Below are 20640 nucleotides of genomic sequence, written 5' to 3' on the forward strand. Positions count from 1 at the left end.
ACAAATGACTCCTTTTCAAATGATTGGAAATCGGTTATCCTTGAATTAGTTTTATTTTCTCAAATTACATAGGACGACCCACACCTTAAAGTATAAGGCTATGAATCTACGGATTCGTGGCCTTTTTTGTTTTTTTAAGGGTTCATAGGTCTCAGGAAGGAGATAAAAAACTCTGTCGGATGAATATTTCTGAAAAATAATACCATTGAACTAAATACACATGGTAGAATATTGATTATTATGTCAAATTTAGTATCTGGTAGAAAGAAGTACATACCACAGAACGAAAAAATGTAGATTCGAGAGGAGTATTAGCATGAAAAAGATGATTGTGACAGGGTTTACGACTTTAGCTTTGTTAACCGGGATTGTCGGAGGAATTGGTGGTACTGAGAATTTAATAGAAACAGCTCGTGTAACATTAGACTTAAAAACAACAAACGTAGCTTCAACTATTAATGCTGAGGTTACAACGAACTCAAGTAATCAAAACTTACAACCTACATTGAGTCTGTCAAAACAAAATTTTAAAGATATTGCTGGACATTGGGCAGAAAAAAGCATTAATGGCGCACTTACCCGTGGTTATGTAGATGGTTATCCTAATGGTACCTTCCTCCCTAACAACAATGTATCTCGTTCAGAATTCATCAAAATGCTAGTTTCTGCGTTGGATTTAGAGGTCAGTAGTAACGCAAGCGCTTCTTGGTATACACCGTTCGTTAACGCTGCACAAGCAGAAGGAATATATCAATCTGGCGATTTTAGCGATTCTAACTGGACAAAAGCAATTAGCAGAGAAGAAATGTCAAAGGTAGCTGTGCGAGCAATCGGTGTTAGCGATGTAGAGAAAACGCAGTGGATGTATATGGCAACCAAAAACGGCTTAATATCAGGCACTTCTCCTGGAGTGATTGCTCCAGAAGGCAGTACAACAAGAGCCCAAGCCATCACTGTAATTGAACGCGTACTTTCGTTTAAGAAAGGGACAAAATTACCCGTTGATAAGTATGCGGTGTCTGCTGCGGAACTACTCTGGCATGATACAAATATCATGACGATGTTACCGAGATACTTCAATGATTCCTTCAATGGAAAAGCCTTTGATAATAAAGCCATGGTAAGTACTTCACCCAACGGTAAGGCAGTCTGCAGAATTACGAAGCTCGTTGCCATTGATCTTGCCGATCCTAAAGATCCGAACCGTAAAATTATTGAAGATACGGAGTATGCATGGGCTGGAAATGGTAAGTATTATAAGCTTCTTGACTCGGATGGATATGCCGTTATGGGTATCAGTGAAACGAAAATATCAGGCAAAATGAACGTTAAAGAGTTGTTTCCTTGCAGAATGACATTCCAAAATGATGATTGGTACAATATGTCTGAAAAAGTTACGAGTCCTAAACACCCTAATCGATCATATGGAATTATGCCGTGGAATCCGAAGTACGAACAATTCTATTCATTTTTAGACATATCTGAAATTTCAAATGGAACCCTTACATTTGCTACAGGTACACTGTTTCCTAAAACAAACTTTATATCGGACAAACCTTTCCGATATATGTTTGGTGGTATGGGTAACTGGCAGGGAACTTTTATTACACTATATCAAGGTAAATTGAATCCAGAATATCATCAGTAGGTGATTACACGTTGAAAAAAATTGTATCACTCGTTATGGTGAGTTATCTACTTCTCACCATAACGAATTATTTCGGATATAACCTAAGAGTATCTGCAGCCGTCCCTAGCAACTATGAGCTTATTGGAGACGTAAGACTGTACGGTGATATTGGTAAGGTCGACGCTGAAAAGAACCATTATATTCCTTCAAGTCAATTAGCATACTCCACGGTTACCATACCAAAAAAAGGTGATTCCATTGCTACATCGGTTGCTATATACGACAACTATGGTAAATTGGTGAAAAACTTAACCAAAGTTAGCGATACATTGTGGAATATTGGCAATATTCAAGGAGAGAAGATTACTCTGTCAGCTAAGGCGAATGGTCAATATCAAGGATACTTCGCATGGTTTCGAGCCCCTTCAGGAAGATATTGGATGTACGATTACAAAGGCCAACGATATTTTCTAAAATCTAATAATGACTCCTTCCCTCCTAGTAGCGGCGAATGGACATTTGGAACGGCCGGTAATGTACCAACTTCAGGATGGAAACAAGATTCAAATACCAATATGGTTTGGTCGGAAAGAACTATCACTGTCGGTTCAACTTTTCAGGAAAACTTCTCAAGTCCTACGTTACCCGGGATGGAATTTGAGATGTCTGAGCTTGCTAAGGTGATTGTAGAGAAAGAAGATTTGACATATTGGAAATGTCCAGAAATATGCATGCAAGCCGCTAAAATACATGATGTTCGTGATATAACCATAGATGATTCAAATAAAAGAAATGTTATCCTCAATTTTGAATTTCTTGCTACATTCGATAACTTTGCACCAGGTGGTGAGGTTGTAAGTGATAACGAGAATGGCTTAGTACGAAGATGGTATAACGGATGGAATGTTATGTTTCATGGTGAAATCTATAAGTATCCTGAAATGAAAATTTATGCAAAGTACGATGACCCTGGTAAGCCGGAAGACCCGGGTCAAGGTGGCGGTGGTGGTGCATGTACACCTAATATCGGTCCACCTTCACAGGGGACAACGATGAATAAGAGTGACCTTGATCCAAATGCTCGCGGAGTGATAAAAGCAGATAACAGAGACGCTGAGCGATTCGACGTACTTAAGGGCATTCCGACTTCCGAATCGTTGTATACCAATGCCATTGCGGACAACTATCTGTTCGACCAATCCTGGGCACGTATGACGGGTAAGACAACGTATGATTGTAATGTCACCCTCACCTATGAGCGAGAATGGACGATTCCTGGGCCAGAGGTTTGCCCGCCAAAAGGCGCTTGTTCCCCTGGACCACCCGTTAAAACAGGTGACACTGTAACTAAACCTTACAGCTTCCAGATTACAAGAGATTATTCGTACTGGAAAATCAACAAACTGGAAGTATACAACATCGCTAAAGCAACCATGGAGAACTATGCTCTCCCGGGTGCAATGGTCACTATGTTGCCTTCAGGCTACACGCCGCCAACACTGGAATCCAAAAACGATGAAGCGGTGGAAAGCCATGTCAAGCCCGCACCAACGGCGGCGATCTCATACACACCACCGAAACGAACAGGCGGGTTAAACTCACCACCGGATGTACCGGATGATACTTCACTGTTAAAAGGCATGGCGGAGTCGAATACGCCTCAGAGTAAAGTCAATAACGACCTCGTCATATTTAACAATAATAAGGTTATGGACGATGCGGAAGCGACCAAAGACGGACCTACCCCAACGAACATTCCTGATCCAACACCGATTGGTCGAGATGTTCTCTATATGCCGAATAACATGATTAGCAGCACACTTTTGAACAAAGCAAATACAACGAGCTCTGGTGAAATCTTTTACAACCTGCTTCCGGGCAATGTGAACGGCGGGGCTAATAAGGTGTTACCCATCCCTGGGATTAATACCGTCACGGTACACACGCCTGTCGTAAACTACTCGTGGGTTTCGGATGATCAGCCGCATAACCAGAAAACGGTGCCTGACCCGAGCAGTTCTGCACTGATCCTAGAGCGTCCCTTTATCGTGCGTATTCCAACTTCGGGACAACACTTGGACGTAGCCAGTTATCCGGGGTATGGCAACCGAGATTATGCCAAGTATTTTCGGATTAAACAAGTTCAGTTTCCCTTTGATGTCTACAACGCAGATCGAAGCCAGTTCATTCCTGCAGAAACGTGGGTAGATATCCCGGTGAACCAACTGGATACCGGCTTTTATCTCCCCGTATGGGTTGATGAGGGGCATTACCAAGTAAAATTCCGCAATATTGCGGAAAATGCACCCTCGACGTTTACAACACAACCGGACGCAAATACCAATCTGGCTCACCATGTTGCTACAGATACAGTGCCTGTGGAAGTCATTGGGCGGTTATATGATTTTCACGTGACTGACATCTCGGACTATAACTGGGAAAATGTGTTTCGCAAACAAATGGGTAGCTCGGCAGCTAGTGGAGTCAGCTACTGGACAGGAATTAATGGGATCGACGGAGATCCCCGAGGGAATCTTGCTCCATTTGTGCTACCTATTCGTCCGGGGAGTCATCCTGTGCAGGGATTCCGGAATATCTCGGTGAAAACGGGTTATCATGTCAAATTCGATCTGAAGACCAAAGGCAATATGTTTGGCACAACCGATGGCGTTCGTATCACACCAACCTTTGATTTTGTCAGTAAGGATGGCACTTCACGCCAGGCCGTGGATCTCTACTACCACCGTGGACAGGAACGCCTTATCCAGATCGGATCACCGCAGGATCTAGAAAAACGTTTCGTCGTGCTAAACTCACGACTTCGAAATGTACCGGGTACGGAACTTGGAGATACGGCACGTTACCGATATACCTATGAACTAACGGCACAGGAACGTAACCAAACGACGCTGGCAGAATACATGGTTCAACTGGTCGACCAGATTTCACACCAGAAAACATGGGTAGGCCGTTACGATTGGATGATTCTGCCTGCTTCCATCCGTACACTCATCGGACCAAAGACCAACATTCCCGCTACTGTGAACGTAGATCGAGCCAATGCCGCAATTCAGCGCTGGTATGGCGAGTATAGCTTGCCTGCTGATGTGTATGCTGTGCCGAAGGGAACTGATCTTGTACCGCTGGGTAGACAAAATGCACTCGATGAGAAGTCAGACGTATTCTTGAAAAATGGGTATATCGTGGTTAACTTCAATCTGGAAACGTTACGTAATGGCAATACAGATGCTCCGCATCTTCAATACATCCATGCACCACTCATGAATCAATGGCGATTAGAAGGTTTCAATTCTAACCAAGTGGATGATCGCGGGAGATCGTTGCCTGTAAAAGATGGAGATGTGGTCTTTTACCACGCTAATCAGTCCAGCCGGAATGACTTCCAAGCCCAAGTGCCTCACTAATACAATAGGTTACTTTAACTTGTTCGCACAAAAAAACCGTTCCCTTCTCAATGGCGAATCACTCTCCCATCTGAGAAGGAACGGTTTCTTTTGCTTTTAGATCAAATGTGTAGATCTTATTTGTAGACCATATCACTAAAGTAAATTATTAGTGTCCCATCATCATTGCTGGATCAGGCTGATCTCCTGACTCAAGCGTCTCTTCTTTCATCTGTTTCGGTTTACGAAGAATCAGACTCAGAAGGCATCCAAACAGCGCAATGCAAGCTGCCAAGAAGAACGTATCGTTGAAGCCAGCAACCAATCCATTAACTGCACTCGCCCCGCCAGTTCCTGTTGTATGATCAGCAACACGCGAAGTCAAGAAACCCGTCAGTCCTGCAACCGCAAAGGACACAACCACTTGCTGAGCCGCAGCGGTAAGCGGCGTAACACGACCTACCAGCTTACGCGGAGCGGCGTTCAATACATGTGTATTCAGCGGCATCATGGACAGACCCATCCCAAGTCCCATCATAATCAAACTAACAATGATCAGTCCAAGACTTGTTTCCGCCGTGATGGAAGACAAGATAAACAGTGCTCCGGAAATGATTCCTAGACCTGTAAATGCCAGCGGTCTCGCACCAATCTTGTCAAACAGACGTCCACCGAGCGGCATACCTACACCAGATGCCAGTGCCTGTGGAAGCAGGATCAGTCCTGTTTCCAGAGCAGAGTATCCTTTGATCTGTTGTAGGTAGAGCGGAATCAGAATCATCGCTCCGAAGAGAGCCACTTGTGATACCCAAGCAAGAATAATACCGCGTGAGAAATCAGATGATTTGAATACCCGCAGCTCCAGCAATGGATGCTTGTGACGCAGTTCTACAATAATGAACAAAATCAAAGCTACCCCACCTACAATCACACCAGTCAGTGTAGTTGCTGACGTCCAACTTGTCCCGCCTTCACTAACACCATAAGCCAGCATAGAGAATGCAATGGGTGCCAAAATCATGCCTAATAGGTCAAGTGTAGGCGTCCGTCCACGATCCGTATCGGGCAAAAATTTGAGACATAGAATAAGCGCAACGATCCCGATCGGAAGATTAATAAGGAAAATCCAGTGCCAACTGAACGACTCAATAAACCAGCCAGACAATACTGGACCTAATGCAGGAGCTAATAACATCGGAATTCCCAGCATACCCATAATGGAGCCTCTTCTCTCCGGGGGAGCCAAACGGAAAACCATAGCCATACCAATCGGAGCGACCATGCCTCCACCAAGCCCCTGAATGATACGGAAAATAATTAATTGCTCTGGGGATTGTGCAACTGAGCACAACACTGACCCTAATGTAAACATCGCAATTGTAAATAAAAACACTCTCTTGGAACCGAACCGATCGGTTAACCATCCGGCAAGGGGAATTACAGCAGACAATGCCAAGGTGTATCCCGTCACAGTCCATTGAATGGTTTTGAGATCCGTCTCGAAATATTGAACGAGATTAGGAATCGCCACATTCACCACCGTGCTGTCCAGAATGACCATAATCATACCTACAATGATGGCCAGCAGCGGTAGAATAATCGTTTTTATCGAAAACTCCGCTGGATTCTGGGGAATTGCTGTTTGCTCTTTCAAATTCTCACTCTCTTTTCCGGCCTGGAGGCATCTCTTACCTCACTAACGGCCTTATAATCACAACATGTTTCAAACTGTCGTTTTAAACTTTTGTTTTAATCATAGTATATTTTATCGAAAATACCTTTGCTGTCAAGATATTTTTAATGTCATTAATTATATATGTAAATATGTCTCATTTTCGTTCACCTACACCAAACCGCACAATATATAGATCCATACTATTTCAACCATCTATATCTAGTGAAAATAATCTATTTCAACTTATTACTCATTCACGAGATTAACTACAGACGCCAAAAAAATGAACCAGGCTCCTACCTGCTCCATCCGTTTGGTCACACGTTGTATCCGTTGTACCTGCTATATCATTGAACTACACGTTCACACTGTTCCACTGCTAATCTGCAAGTTTGGTCATTTGGTGCTCGGTAAGCACACCCAGAGTCTGGCCGTATGCGCTCCGACAATACAAACGAACTGCAAGATGATAAGGACGGGAATAATTCGTAATAATTCGAAGTTCCCAGCTGGCTGAAGACACATCCAAATTAGGAATGACATAATTACGCAAACACCCATGGTGCTCTGATCCAATCTGAAAAAGATAACGATACATCTCTCCGCCTACTTCGTTTCTTCCACCTATAAATACATCCGCTTCGTCATCCCCTACCCACGCTACCTCAATATCTACGTATCTGACTGGGATAGCCGTTTGGAGCATACTCTCATGCATCACAAGTAGATACACCGCCACACACTTGCCCTCCCTCCCATTTCCACCGATCCCTCCTTATGTAGTTTATGCAACCTCTCGTCCAATGCCAGTTGTATTCACCCATTTTTGCACGTAAGCATAGAAATGCCCGACCTCAGGCACTTCGTTTTTCATAGAATACAAAGATAGCAGAACGGTCTGTGCAGGCCGTGATAAGGAGGTACCTATGAGAGTTCTGCTTGTAACCTATTGGGAATTAACCCAAATGGGTGGGATATGGACATATCTAAGACAATTGGCCGATCACCTGACATCACTGGGTGTGGAGGTTGATATTATGGGCACGAACGCAGCGAGCAACGAGGTTTATGTCCGTAATTTGAATCAATCCTTCTCCAAAACAAAAGTCTGGCCAATGCTGCAAACGAAGCTTAATCCCATCGACTTGCCTCAGTTCACCGCCGACTCCCTTCTCGCTTATTATGAGCTTAATCGTTATGCCTTTGAGATGGCTGCTTCGTATCTAGGGGTTAACCATTATGACATCATCCATGCGCAAGATCCTGTTGCTGCGGTAGCCATGAAGCGTATTCTAGGCCGTAACACGCCACTCGTAACGAGCTATCATGGAGCGCTTGCACGTGAAACTTTTTATGATGCTCAAAATTCGAATCCACAACTTACACTCCCTACCTACTTACAATCCAAACGAGGTCGATACTTCCTGTCTCTGGAGAAAAGAAGCGCTGCACAATCCGAGCTGATTCTTGTGTCTAGTCACTGGATTAAGAGCACCCTTACAGAACTGAACGTACCTGAATCCCAATTCCGTCTTATTCCTTATGCTATTGATCTCCCTTCTTATCAAGCTTCAGCAGCAGTTAAATTCCGCCAAAAACCACCGGCAGGTAAAAAAGTCATCGCTTTTACCGGTAGACTAGAGTACATCAAGGGTGTACATGTCCTGATTAACGCACTTGCTGGTCTGAAAACACTACGTTCAGATTGGGTCTGCTGGATTGCGGGAGAGGGCAATCTGATGGAGGAACTGCGTGATCAAGCTTCCCGTATGGGCGTGGGAGACGATGTCGTCTTTTTTGGAAAACTGGACAATATCCCTTCCTTCCTACGCCGTGCTGACATCTATGTGCAACCTAGTCTGCAAGACACCCAGCCTTTCTCCGTGACCGAAGCACAGCTTGCAGGCGTTCCTGTCATCGTTAGCGGCACTGCCGGGATGCCTGAAATGGTTGATCCCGCTAATACCGGATGGGTCGTTCCTCCCCAAGATGCTAACTCTCTCTGTAGTTTGTTACATGCGCTATTAGAGGATGATGCTACCCGCAAACGAGTCGGCATACAGGCTAAAGCATGGGCCGAACAGCATCGCTCACTGGAAGAAATGGGAATGCGCACGTTACAGGTTTACCAGGAAGCCATTCAGAGAGGAGGGCATTCCGTATGACGATCCTTGTACCCAGTGATTTGTATAATCGCTGGTTTTCCACCCCAGTTTCCACACCGCATATTGAGGTAGAATACGATGTCATGAATACGTTGATGCAAAAGCTGCCAAAGGGATATATCTTGCCTGATCCAGAATCCATGGAAATATTAAATGTAAATGATCCTACGTAAATCCAATGCAAGTCCAATAAAACGATGCAAACAACATGATATTGTTGAGCGCTTACCCTCTTGCTGAAGAGGGTATTTCTACGTTTCTATGTTTTGAATTTTGTGTTTCCTTTGTCAACCGCGATTCCACCCATTTATTGCCCAGGGAATTCCGATACGTCAAAAAAAGAGTATTCCATCTTGCCGCAGCTCTACACGCGACACAGTGAAATACTCCTATTTGCATTAACATATCTATGCTGTTCTCGCACCTCTCAGAGTTAACGTACACATGAGTCCTATCATCTTAGACGTTCCTTACCTTATCACCAAATGCCACAATTCCTACCTACGCATTGTCTAATTCATATGGCTAAACCCACAGCCTAACTTATTGCCAATATCCGCCCACCTGCAGCAGATTAAGCAATGTGGGACGATGTTTCGCCTGAACTCGCTCCATCTCCGCCTTCAGTTCATCGAAATGACGCTTCGTGCCCATCTTTTCATGCACTCGATAAGACACTAACGGATCATTGAAATAAAATAGCTCATAGACCGGGAACAACCTCAACCACATCTCATAATCATGCGTGTAACGGAAATCGGTATCGAACATGCCGAATTTTCGAAAAGCATCCATCTCCAGCATCACGGTACAGCCGTTAATCGGACAACCCTCCAGAAGTACCTGCAGTACCTCCAAGCGGCTCCCTACTTCAGGACGGATGGTATCCATCCATTCATTATCGGCATTCACATAGTGATAAGCTCCATGACAGAACAATGCCTTTACCTTCAACATAAATCCCAACTGTTTCTCTACCCGATCCAGTAACATCACATCATCCGAGCTAAGCCATACAAAATAATCACCGGTTGCTCTTTTGATCCCTTCATTCAGAGCTGTCGCCGTGCCGCCATTTTCTTTGCGAATGTAAGTAATCCGATCCATAAACGGCTGCACCCGCTCGACATACTGCGTAGAACCATCATCTACAACGATGACTTCAATATGAGGATATGTCTGATGAACGGCACTGTAGATGGCCTGATCAATGTATTCACAGTTGTAAAAAGGAATGACGATCGATACCTTAGGCTCCATCCGGCTCCCCTCCTCTTGTATGCAAATCTAAAATATAACTCCTCGTTCCCTAGTATATGAAATGCTTTTCGATGCGTATGGGACATCTGTAGGGATAAGATCGCACAAGTTTCTTCTAACCCATCATTTAAAGAACATACTTAGAGAAAAATAGACAATCTCACCTTAAGATTATTACGACGTTCACGTGGTGAGGCTCACTATCCTTAGTTCAAGTTAACTAGGCTACAACTACCTAACTTCAGCACGTTACAAAGTCAACTCAAGAAAAAAGGGATTACCAGGCTCAAATGAACAGCCTCATAACCCCCTTGCATTCTTCAAGCTTCTATCCCCCTATGCTCGCGATTCGCTGCAACAGCGGATCACGATATCTCGACCATACCATAGAGGCTTCTTGCCCAATCACTGTAGCGTGTCTCATGGATCCCATAGCCTCATGCCAGCGATAGGCAGTATGCGGCTCGTTCAAATACGGGAAATGATATCCGTTCAGCAGAATCCGCAACCAGAGATCCAGATCGTGAGTGTACGGCAGATATTCATCGAACAGACCTACGGCTCCGAACAGGTCTTTACGAATCATTACTGTACAGCCATTTACCGGATTACCGTTCACGAACCTGCGCAACCAATCCACAGGAGCCATCGGCTCTGCTCCGCCAAGCAACTTGGTCACAGCAGCATGCTCATTAATATAGTGAAAATTAGTATGAGAAACCAACGCTTGCTGCTCTAGCATAAACTGAACCTGTTGCCGGATTTTGTCTGGATAAAACAGATCATCTGAACTGAGCCAAGCAACATACTCCCCGGATGCATGGCGTATACCGTGATTCAGTGCAGACGCTGTTCCTCCATTACTTTTGCCAAGCACATTAATATAAGGAAGATAAGGATGTAGTAGATGGGAGTACTGCGTCGAACCATCGTCGACTACAATGATCTCGGTCTCAGTGTATGTCTGATTCAAGGCACTTTGAATCGCTTGAGGCACATAAGGACAGTTGTAGAACGGAATAACAATAGACACCTTCGGGTTCAATCCGTTCCCCTCCCTTGCTGGATACGAACATCACTTAGAATATCCTGAAGGGATTGTGCAAACGGAATGAGCGGCTGCCAGCCCAGTTTGCGCAGCAACGACAATTGTTCCTCTTCCCCAGCTCCGTCTGGGCCTGAGGTTGCTCCATCCCAGCGCACAGGTACATTTGCACTTGTCATCGACAACAATGTATCCGCGATCTCACCCAGACTGCGCTCCGTACCAGAGACAACAGGATAGACTGTACCCGTCGTTCCGTGAACTAACAATGTAGCATAGGCTCGCACCGCATCACGTACATCCAGAAAATCACGGGTATTCTCCCGACCTGAGAGACGGAAGGCTTCTGTCTTGCCCTCCTGCTCACAGGCGACAATATGACGCGCAAGCAGCGAGCAAATTCCTGTGGAGGGGCCAGCACCAATCAGGTTGCCCGGTTCAGCCACCATGATCTGCTGACCAAATAGAGACATCCACGACAGGGTCACCATCTCCTCCAGAGCTTTGCTAAGACTGTATGGGTGCGGCGGCTGCGGGATTTTGCCGGGTTCTGGAGTGTACTTTAGCCGCGAACCAACAATGACCGTTCTAGCAGCAGGACAACTGCGCAGTGCATCCAGCAGATACAGCACAGCCATCACATTGGTCTCCAGCACAAGCAACGGATCAGACCATGAATCCGGTACGGAATTTTTACCTGCGAGATGCAGCACATAGTCAGGCTGCACCTCGTCGATTAATTGACGCACTTGCGTTTTGTCATTCAGGTCACAGACATGGACATACGTGTCCTCAGGAAATGCATAGACATTCTCACGTCTGACCACGGCCCCGACCACTGCACCGGCTGACTGAAAAAATTCAACGGCATGTCGCCCTGTAAAACCTGAGGCGCCTGTAATGAGCACCTTCTTGCCTGTTAGCTCTGCTCCATCCATAATGCCAGCTCCTTCAGCATCGTAGAATAATCCGGAAGGTCTGTCTTCACATCCACGCGTGTTGATACAAGCGTCCGATCCTGCACCATGCGATCATCAGGAACAATGACGACATCCTGTTTGTTCCATATCTGCTGAAATAACACGAGCAGATCGTGCTTGCTTAGTGGATGCGGATGGGCAAGATGGATCAATCCACTGACAGGAGAGGCTAGATAATGATCCACCCATTTGGCCAGCTCAAGAGTGGTGACCCCGTTCCATAACACACGGGTATATCCACCAACCTCCCCTGTGCTGGACATGAACCAGTTCATTAATCCAATGCCGCCCTTCCGGATTTCGGGACCAATAATAGACGTACGGATGGTCAGGTGTCCTGGGTCCTGAATTTCACCCAATGCCTTCGTGACTGCATAAGCAGAAGTGCCATCCGTAACATCCGACTCGGTATAACCTCCACGGTCTCCACTGAACACACAGTCTGTGCTGATATGAATGAGCCGTGCTCCAATGGTATCTGCGACCCGGCGCAGACGATGTGGAAGAAAACCATTAATATGATAAGCATTGATTTTGTCTACATCCGCGAAACTGTTCAATACACCCACAGCGTTCACGATCACATCAGGGTGCACAGCTTCCACCAAACGATCCACCATGAAACTATCGTTCACATCCAGTAACAGTCCATTCGGATCCGAAGCATCCCGGGTTGTGTAAAACACACTGTGCACACCTTGACGGCGGAAATAGTCGACCATTACATGGCCGGCCATTCCGTTCCCCCCAAGTATCAGCAACTTCATGACAAGAATCCTCCGCGCTTGAGAATTTCACGAATCTCCTCTTTCGTCATTAATTGATGTTCGGAACTAAAACTACTGAAGGAGACTGGAGGGCAATTCGTGTAATGCTCTTTGAGTCCTGGAATACCGAGCGTAGGCAAAATAACCAAATACTGCTCGTCGTAGACAACTGTAGTCATACTTTCGAATTCGCTCATCAGAATTTCATGGATTTTCTCACCTGGACGGGTGCCACGTTCTACAATGCCAACATTCTCAACACCTGAATCTTCAATCAGCACTTCAGCGAGATCCACAATTTTGCAAGTAGGCATCGTCATGACAAATATTTCGCCACCAACACTTTCCACCGAAGCCTTGAACAATAAAGTGATCGCATCCTTCAGAGTCAGGAAGAAACGTGTCATGTTCATATCGGTAATCGATACTTGACCCTTTTGACGGATCTGGTTCTTGAACAGATGAACAACGCTCCCATTGGTGCCAAGCACGTTACCTCCCCGTACTGTGACAAAACGTGTATTACTGTGCAACAGATTAGCGTAGACGATTAACTTCTCACCGATCGCCTTCGTCATTCCATAGAAGTTCGACGGATTAGCTGCCTTGTCGGTTGAAATATATATGACTTTTTCCACCTTGTTCTCAATGGCCGCTTCAATCACATTTTGGGTGCCGATCACATTGGTTTTCAGCGCTTCATACGGCTGATCTTCACATACCGGAACATGCTTAAGTGCAGCTAAGTGAAATACATAGTCCACCTGCTGGCATGCCGCAGTTAGTGCTTCTTTGTCCCGAATATCACCGATGCGGAAATGCAGACGAGGATCTTCAAAATCACGGCTCATCGCCACTTGGCTTGATTCATTACGTGAGTACACAATAATTTCTTTGGGTTGCTGAGGCAGCAGTTGAGCCACAAGTTCATAACCCCATGATCCAGTGCCGCCAGTCACGAGTATACGCTTATTTTCAAACATGCATTTTCCCTCCAAGCAGAAATTTGACCACTTTACTGGATACATCCGTAGCCTTGTAACCTTGCGGGCACTCCCAATCATTGGATAGCTCCGTCATCACCTTCACACAGTCTGCAATGCGAGCAGCATCCAGCCCAGACACCACATTGCTACCACAGTCCACCGTCTCTGGACGTTCTGTCGTCCGTCGCATCGTTACCGTCGGAACCCCCATAATGCAGCACTCCTCTTGCACAGTACCGCTATCCGTAAGGGCGAGTCGGGCATGACGTTCCAACATCACGAAGTCGAAGAATCCGAACGGCTCATGAAATTCCACTAATGGATTCATCTCCAATTGCAGATGCTCTGCAATCCGGATGGCAGTTCGTGGATGGATGCTACAGATCACCTGGAGGCCATACGCTTCAGCAACATGATTCAAGCCCTTCATAATTTCCATTAAATGTGGCGGATGATCTACATTCTCAGCTCGGTGTGCTGTAACAAGAAAATATTGTCCAGACTTCAGCTTTAATTTCCGCAAAATTTTACTGGCATCTACCTGTGCTTTATAATGTTGCATCACTTCATAGATCGGATTGCCTGTCAGCACGATTCGCCGACTGGGCACACCTTCACTGACCAGATGTTTTTTGCTCTGTTCGGTGTAAGGCATATTTATTGTGGATATCGCATCAATGACGCGGCGATTCTTTTCCTCTGGTACATCCAGATCGAAGCAGCGGTTGCCGGCCTCCATATGAATGACGGGAATCCCCATACGTTCTGCTAATACAGCACAGAGCGCACTATTGGTATCACCAAGCAGCAGCACTTTATCTGGCTTCTCTTGCAGTAATAAATCTTCCATCTGAGTAAACATGGAGGATAACTGGCGACCTAGGGAGGCCGCCTCATCCTGAAGCACATAGTCTGGAGCACGCAGACCCATCTCTTTGAAAAAGAGACCACTCAGACTTTCTGTAAAGTTCTGTCCTGTGTGCACTAGAATGTGCTTCGATGCGTACTGATCCAGCTTGGAGATGATTAGGCTGAGCCGAATAATCTCAGGTCTCGTGCCCAGCACAGTCATGATCTTCATCGTAATCCCTGCCTTCATCGTGTATTCGACATGCTACGGCGAACCCGGCTCCCCCTTGCCTTGGTAAGCCCACGTTTGCGAACAGCCGATGATTTTTTGTGCGAGCTATGCTTCTTCTTCTGACCCGGCTTCGTTTTGCGTTTACCCGATCCTTTGCTGCGTTTGGAGGCATCCCGCACCCTAGAATGCTCTAGAGTCTGTCGTAAACTGCGGCCTGTTCGATGCCGGGTTGTTTTTCTTTTTCTCGTTCGTAGAACTTCATGCTCTGCAGTTCTCTGTATAGGTTCATGAGATCCAACTGTCAGTGGAGGCAGTGACGAGAGCGGCAAGGTATGGATCACAGAGAGTGGGAATAAACATGCTCGAACCGCATCCGGTCTCATCATTAGCACAGTGCGCAGCGCTCCTTCTCCCCATGCGTATACCGGCCCGTTCGGAGGCTGAATGTAGGGGAACCATGCAGGAAAACGTATAAGCCACTGTGTCACCATCGTATGCATCTCAGTCCTATAGGTTGCGATGCCATACAATCGTTCCGCTTCTGTCCGGTTGCGCCAAGCCACATCGGAAGCAAGCTCTGAATCATTCAGCAGTTTCGTTGCCATGCTGGTAAGTGCTGTACTATCTCCAGGAGGAGCCAGAAATTCTCCACTTCCTACCGTCTCAAGCAATTCGGCAAGACCACCTTGGGCAAATGCGATAACCGGTTTGGCAAAATACATCCCCTCCAGGGCGGTCATGCCAAAGCCCTCTTTGACCATGCTCGGAATAACTACGATATCCATAGCTGTATAGGCCAGCGATACATTTTCCTCAAATGTGGTAAAGGTGAATCTTCGATAATAGCCTGACTTTTTGACCCGGGTCACGCATTCGTCATAGTACTTTTTGTCTGATGGCGTACCGATGATCCAAAATCGGGCACGAGGATGGGTTTCACACAATTGCAACGCCATCTCAACAAAAGGTTTCAGTCCCTTGGCATCGTAAATAAACGAAGAAATGTAACCAATGCAGCTCTGGAAAGGCTTTATCCCCAGTTCCTTCCGCTTCCGCTCTCGCAAATGCAGCCAACGATCAGGATCAGGTAAACCCGGATCCCATGTTGGTGGTAAGATGGTCAGCTTGTCGCCCATTCCCGCTTGTTTAAACGGAGCTCCGGCTGTTTCAGATATACCAATGATCCAATCCGAATACCGACCAATCATCTGCACAGCCTCGTTGATGTGTTCAGTGGACTGTATGATTTCAGTGATTTTCCAGATGACCGGAATTTGCAGTGATTTAGCAGCCACCGCAGGCAGGACATTCACACACGTATTGGTCAGCACCAGGTCAGGCGCGGACTCCCTTAATAGGGAGAGCGCCTCCTGGTAAGCAGGGCTTTGACGAAGCTGCTCTGCATCGTTTGCGATACCGTGATAAGGGATATAGACACCGTGCAGCATTGGAAGAAAACAAACCTTGACCGGTATATCGAATCTCCGTGCAAGCCCTGCAAGCTTCCCTTCCTGAGGAACAACCAGCACACAGTCGAAGATCGCACCCATTTCCCTTATAAAATGCAGTAACAGCTTCTCCGCCCCTGTAATACTGCGGGTATTACACACATGGGAAAACAACATTAGTTTAGGTTTAGTTGCCATAGCCGCACGGAGCGCCGTATGCGAGCATACGGGTTCTGTGCACACCTCCTTCCGGCTATAAAGTTAAGGAAAGATAATGGTCAGCATTTCATTGATTCTTTTGCCGTAGGTGTGATCCTTGAGTGTACGTTCCAAGCCTCGAAGAGCAATTTCACGCCGCTCTTTCTCATGGGCGAGATAATATTCAACTTTTTCGAGCAACTCCTGAGGAGAAGAATACGTCTCGATCTCTACACCTGGTTTGTAGAAGCGGGCAAGATCGTCACGTGCATCCGTAAGTTGTAGGGTTGCCGATGCCGAAATTTCGAATGTTCTTGGATTCGGAGAAGCAGGTGGAATTTTGAGATGGTTATTGTTCACTGAATCATCCTCGTGGGAACGGTGCAGGTTAATCACGATTTTGGTGCCGTTGTATACATCATTGGTTTCCTGCGGAGTCATCCAGCGGCCAAGTTCGATTTTCTCGCCATAGGACGTATAGTCAGGCAGACGATCCCACCAAATTCCGTTAAATACGGTTTGGTGTGTCATCAGCTGTGCCATGATTGGATTGAAGAAGTAGACCCTGTTCCAGTATGCCGAACCGATAAAGCTAACTTCGCGATGTAGTGGAGAAGGTGTTGTAATCGGGAAGTAATGATTCGTGAACGCGGCAAAGGGCAGATAATGCACAGAAGCACAGCCGCTTTGTCGATAGAGGTCAACGCAATTGAGTTCCAGTGTGAAGATATGGTCAAAATGTTTTACAGTCTCAAGCGTCATATCCGTGTAGTAAGGATCATCAGTAAGCCAGATCGCTGTCGGTATTCCGGCTTGGCGAATGGCATCAATATGCTCCATTGGAATATCCATGCCATCCAGCACAAGTACCAGGTCAGGGCGCGATTGCAGGGCAATCTCGGACACAGGCTGACGCGGATCGGTTAATGTGACTTGAGACACCATGCTCTGGAGTGTAGCCATGATGGCTTCATCGAGAGGTGAATATGGGAAACCTTTGCCTGAAGATACGTACAGGACGTGGATGGGGCGAAACGGCAGTGGCTCCTGTGCGCAATTAACGATATAGTTGGCACGACCACGCAGGTATCCTTCTTCTTTCCCCGCATCGTATCCGGCATGCTGTCCATTCTTGCGAGCCTGATCTGCCAAACTAAGCACAGGCGCATGGAAATGCTTGTTCTTTCTGTGTTTGATAGACATACCGCCACTCCTTCTCATATCAAATTACTTAACCGTAATCGTTCTCCTCATATGCGTTCCAAACGTTGCAAAGCAGGCTTTTTGAAAAAACCACTTAAGAAGTTACATTTACAGATGTCCAAGCAATTGCACCATGCGATGGGTAAAAGTATGCTGGTTCAACGTTGTGAGCAGCCCGCGCCAGGCGATCGCTTCACGTTCCTGATGATGCTGGAGGTAATAACTAATTTTGTGCTGAAGCTCGGCTGCTGTGGTAAAAGTTTCGATGTCATAACCTGGCCGGTAATACCGTGAAAGGTCACTGCGCGCATCCGTAATCTGCATCGTGCCACAAGCATTGATCTCGTAAGTGCGCGGATTGATCGATCGACCTTCTAGCTGATGCGTATTTCGATTATCCTCGCCGTTCTGGCACGTTCGATGGACATTGATAACAATCTTGGCACCGTTGTAATAGTCCACTGTTGCTCCGGGATCAAGCCATCCTTCACGGATGAAACGACTCATAATATCCAAACGAGTCAGCCGATTCCATTGACTACCTGCAATAAATACCTTCTTATCAGCCAGAAATGGAGCGAGTTCATCGAACAAGGCAATTCGATTCCAGAACCCTGTACCGATAAAACAAATGTCATATTGATGCTGTGGTTCGGTACGTCGTGGCTGGAACAGGCCCGGATTCACCGCAAGTGGTAAATAGATGACGCTTCGTGCTCCATGAGCTTGATAAAAGGGAATCGCAGCTTCCTCATGGGTAAACACAACATCATAATGTTGGCAGATGTGAACCGTATCCTCGGTAAAGTACGGGTCATCCACGAACCAGATGGCTGTTCGAATGCCGAGTGCACGTATGCCATCTACTTGCTCCAAGTGATCTGCCGGAAATACATGCAATCCGTTCATGACCAACACAACATCAGGTCGATGGTCGCTCGCTTCCTGCAGCATCGTTGTCGACGTTCCGACAACACACTCCCGAACAGACTGCTGCAGCGCTTCGATGATACCTCCATCAATGGCATCGAATCCCTGTGGGATATAAAGCACCTTCATATCACGCTTCGCTGGCTCAACCGGTTGAACGCGCTCCAACATGGCCTGACAACCGCCGAATCGGCGGCCTTCTGCATATCCGCCGCGGTATGCTACCTCCGCTTCGCTGAGCGCGCGGTGTCGTTTCTTCGCCACATTCTTCACCCTGTCTTCCTTCAGGAGATGCCTCTTCAGCTTCTCCCCGAGATTGGTGTTCCCTCTAAAGGATATGCCCCGGGGTCAGATGCATCATGGACGGGTGTCCTGTAAGGCGCAAAATTGGCGCTTGCCCTCCACATCCGCCTGTACGGGCATGTCCGCTTATGCGGCCAAGCAAATAGCCCGGGAAGAATGCTCCTCCCGGGCTAACGTCTTTTATAATTACTCGGTTATTGTGCCTTGTAAGCTAACTGATGTCCGTCCTCGAATCCCTTGGCGAAACCCGCGTTGAATCCCTCGTTGTACGCCTCGGTGTATCCTTGGCTGTACGCGTTGTCCGGGTTTGGATCGGTAGGGGTAGCCGGGACGAATGGTTGTGCTGCTTGTTTTACACTCCGATGCCGGCGTACCACACGTTTCTTTTTTTTGAGCCACGCACTACGTCCTTTGAGGGGGCGTTTGTGTACTGTACGTTTCCCTTTGAGGGCGCGAAGCTTACGAATTCTGCGCAGACGAGCTCCACGAGCCAAGAGTGCACGTTTCGTTCTCAATCGTGCTTTTTTCTTCTTTAACATATCAGCATTCCTCCTGTAGATCCCGAACGATGCGGATTGCATAGTCTGGGTGTTTGAGCCAGGGCAGTCCCGGCTCGCCATACCGAATACGAGCTAATCGAATTCCCGTCGCCATACGAGACATTTCTTCTTGGTAGCGACTTAGTAGACGGATGTTCTCGGCAAGATTTCGGGCAGATACCTCTGAATGAGCAGATACGCTGGCGACGCTGTCCAGAATACGAGCCAGCGCCTGCTGACTATGTGCAATAGATTCAATAAGGGCCAGTTTCGCCTCCTGCTCACGTCGCAACAGACTCATTTTCCGAGATCCCCCAGATCCATACCGCCAAACATGCCACCATCCATACCGCCGCTGTCTCCACCCTCATCCTGTATCATGACAGCTTTTAAATTGTTACAGAGTCCCGTTTCCATCCGAGTTAGCCCTTCCAACATCTCAACCAATTGCTCATGCATCTTCAGTGGCTCTGCGACTTGATCGCCATGGGTCACAAAGGTTTCCCCGTTCAGATGATTGAGTGTCCAATTTCGCACTTTCTCTGCTTCAATGGCCTTCGCTTCCAAAATCAGCGCAATGTTCCATTGCATTTTGGCTGCAGCATCCAGCATGAGAATAAGGCTTTGCTCTCTACTCATGTTCGTTCACCCGCCTTCCGGGCTTATTCTTCTTCTTGGCCTGCGATCTCCCGCATGACCTGACTTAGCGTTTCCGCTACAGCTTCCTCTAGATCAGCAAGACCTCCCAAGTAAGAGATAATGCTTTTGTTGATCTGTCCTGAACTGTCCAGCATGCCTTCGACACCATCAAGCTCTGGTTCCATATCGGGCAAATGATTAATAATTTCAGACATGCGCACAGCAACCTGACGTTTAGCATCTAATACGCGCGCAAGCTGCTGATGAGAATGTGCAATATGTGTGAGTATTTCATCGACTTTGCTCTGCATGCTCCTCCTCCTTGCCGTCACGGCCTGCTTCAACCCATACAAAAACCCGGCCTATCAGCATTTGCCTGCTACAGCA

The 20640-nt window shown here is 46.7% G+C and carries 19 protein-coding genes; 4 read left to right on the forward strand and 15 right to left on the reverse strand.

Annotated features, from left to right (window positions below):
• Positions 1–316 precede the first annotated feature (316 nt).
• Together V6W81_RS23220 and V6W81_RS23225 are read left to right on the forward strand one after the other, a co-directional pair.
• On the forward strand, positions 317–1648 hold the full coding sequence (locus V6W81_RS23220; RefSeq protein ID WP_338540513.1) for an S-layer homology domain-containing protein: 1332 nt from the start codon (positions 317–319) through the stop codon (positions 1646–1648).
• Positions 1649–1659: 11 nt separating this feature from the next.
• Complete coding sequence (locus tag V6W81_RS23225; protein WP_338540514.1) at positions 1660–5055, forward strand: DUF5704 domain-containing protein; 3396 nt, start codon at positions 1660–1662, stop codon at positions 5053–5055.
• A gap of 148 nt (positions 5056–5203) precedes the next feature.
• Here V6W81_RS23225 and V6W81_RS23230 read toward each other — a convergent pair whose 3' ends face one another.
• Together V6W81_RS23230 and V6W81_RS23235 are read right to left on the reverse strand one after the other, a co-directional pair.
• Positions 5204–6688 carry a DHA2 family efflux MFS transporter permease subunit gene (locus tag V6W81_RS23230; protein ID WP_338540515.1) on the reverse strand — a complete coding sequence of 495 codons (1485 nt, stop codon included), beginning with the start codon at positions 6686–6688 and terminating at the stop codon, positions 5204–5206.
• A gap of 400 nt (positions 6689–7088) precedes the next feature.
• Positions 7089–7448: a hypothetical protein gene (locus V6W81_RS23235; RefSeq protein ID WP_338540516.1), complete on the reverse strand. Its 360-nt coding sequence runs from the start codon at positions 7446–7448 to the stop codon at positions 7089–7091.
• Positions 7449–7635: 187 nt separating this feature from the next.
• On the opposite strand from V6W81_RS23235, the gene V6W81_RS23240 reads away from it, so the two are divergent.
• Both V6W81_RS23240 and V6W81_RS23245 read left to right on the forward strand, forming a co-directional pair.
• Positions 7636–8874, forward strand: a complete 1239-nt coding sequence (locus V6W81_RS23240) for a glycosyltransferase family 4 protein (RefSeq protein WP_338540517.1) — start codon at positions 7636–7638, stop codon at positions 8872–8874.
• Positions 8871–9047 (forward strand): hypothetical protein, encoded by a 177-nt coding sequence (locus V6W81_RS23245; protein WP_186380990.1) that lies wholly within the window; start codon positions 8871–8873, stop codon positions 9045–9047. The genes V6W81_RS23240 and V6W81_RS23245 overlap by 4 nt, the downstream gene beginning before the upstream one ends.
• A 370-nt stretch (positions 9048–9417) precedes the next feature.
• On the opposite strand, the gene V6W81_RS23250 is transcribed toward V6W81_RS23245, so the two are convergent.
• From V6W81_RS23250 to V6W81_RS23310, 13 genes are all read right to left on the reverse strand, one after another.
• Positions 9418–10134: a glycosyltransferase gene (locus tag V6W81_RS23250; protein WP_338540518.1), complete on the reverse strand. Its 717-nt coding sequence runs from the start codon at positions 10132–10134 to the stop codon at positions 9418–9420.
• A 328-nt stretch (positions 10135–10462) separates the two neighbouring features.
• Positions 10463–11179 (reverse strand): glycosyltransferase family 2 protein, encoded by a 717-nt coding sequence (locus tag V6W81_RS23255; protein WP_338540519.1) that lies wholly within the window; start codon positions 11177–11179, stop codon positions 10463–10465.
• The gene (locus tag V6W81_RS23260) at positions 11176–12117 is read right to left on the reverse strand and encodes an NAD-dependent epimerase/dehydratase family protein (protein WP_338540520.1); all 942 of its coding nucleotides are present in this window, start codon (positions 12115–12117) and stop codon (positions 11176–11178) included. Before V6W81_RS23260 ends, V6W81_RS23255 begins: the two co-directional genes overlap by 4 nt.
• The gene (locus tag V6W81_RS23265; RefSeq protein ID WP_338540521.1) at positions 12099–12926 is read right to left on the reverse strand and encodes a dTDP-4-dehydrorhamnose reductase family protein; all 828 of its coding nucleotides are present in this window, start codon (positions 12924–12926) and stop codon (positions 12099–12101) included. The genes V6W81_RS23260 and V6W81_RS23265 overlap by 19 nt, the downstream gene beginning before the upstream one ends.
• Positions 12923–13909: a polysaccharide biosynthesis protein gene (locus tag V6W81_RS23270; RefSeq protein WP_145049787.1), complete on the reverse strand. Its 987-nt coding sequence runs from the start codon at positions 13907–13909 to the stop codon at positions 12923–12925. The genes V6W81_RS23265 and V6W81_RS23270 overlap by 4 nt, the downstream gene beginning before the upstream one ends.
• A complete protein-coding gene (gene wecB / locus V6W81_RS23275; protein ID WP_338540522.1) occupies positions 13902–14993 on the reverse strand; it encodes a non-hydrolyzing UDP-N-acetylglucosamine 2-epimerase in 1092 nt (363 codons plus the stop codon). Before wecB ends, V6W81_RS23270 begins: the two co-directional genes overlap by 8 nt.
• Before the next feature lie 14 nt (positions 14994–15007).
• A complete protein-coding gene (locus tag V6W81_RS23280) occupies positions 15008–16639 on the reverse strand; it encodes a glycosyltransferase family 4 protein (RefSeq protein ID WP_338540523.1) in 1632 nt (543 codons plus the stop codon).
• Between the two features lie 63 nt (positions 16640–16702).
• Positions 16703–17842 carry a CgeB family protein gene (locus V6W81_RS23285; RefSeq protein WP_338540524.1) on the reverse strand — a complete coding sequence of 380 codons (1140 nt, stop codon included), beginning with the start codon at positions 17840–17842 and terminating at the stop codon, positions 16703–16705.
• A 108-nt stretch (positions 17843–17950) separates the two neighbouring features.
• Positions 17951–19045, reverse strand: coding sequence for a CgeB family protein (locus V6W81_RS23290; RefSeq protein ID WP_338540525.1), 1095 nt, complete (start codon positions 19043–19045; stop codon positions 17951–17953).
• Positions 19046–19269: 224 nt separating this feature from the next.
• Complete coding sequence (locus V6W81_RS23295) at positions 19270–19614, reverse strand: hypothetical protein (RefSeq protein ID WP_260985464.1); 345 nt, start codon at positions 19612–19614, stop codon at positions 19270–19272.
• A 1-nt stretch (position 19615) separates the two neighbouring features.
• Complete coding sequence (locus V6W81_RS23300) at positions 19616–19915, reverse strand: hypothetical protein (protein ID WP_056702643.1); 300 nt, start codon at positions 19913–19915, stop codon at positions 19616–19618.
• The gene (locus V6W81_RS23305; protein WP_145049779.1) at positions 19912–20253 is read right to left on the reverse strand and encodes a restriction endonuclease subunit S; all 342 of its coding nucleotides are present in this window, start codon (positions 20251–20253) and stop codon (positions 19912–19914) included. Before V6W81_RS23305 ends, V6W81_RS23300 begins: the two co-directional genes overlap by 4 nt.
• A gap of 23 nt (positions 20254–20276) precedes the next feature.
• A complete protein-coding gene (locus tag V6W81_RS23310; protein ID WP_056702634.1) occupies positions 20277–20564 on the reverse strand; it encodes a hypothetical protein in 288 nt (95 codons plus the stop codon).
• Positions 20565–20640 lie beyond the last annotated feature (76 nt).

The organism is Paenibacillus tundrae, assembly GCF_036884255.1.
In the GTDB taxonomy this organism is placed as follows: domain Bacteria; phylum Bacillota; class Bacilli; order Paenibacillales; family Paenibacillaceae; genus Paenibacillus.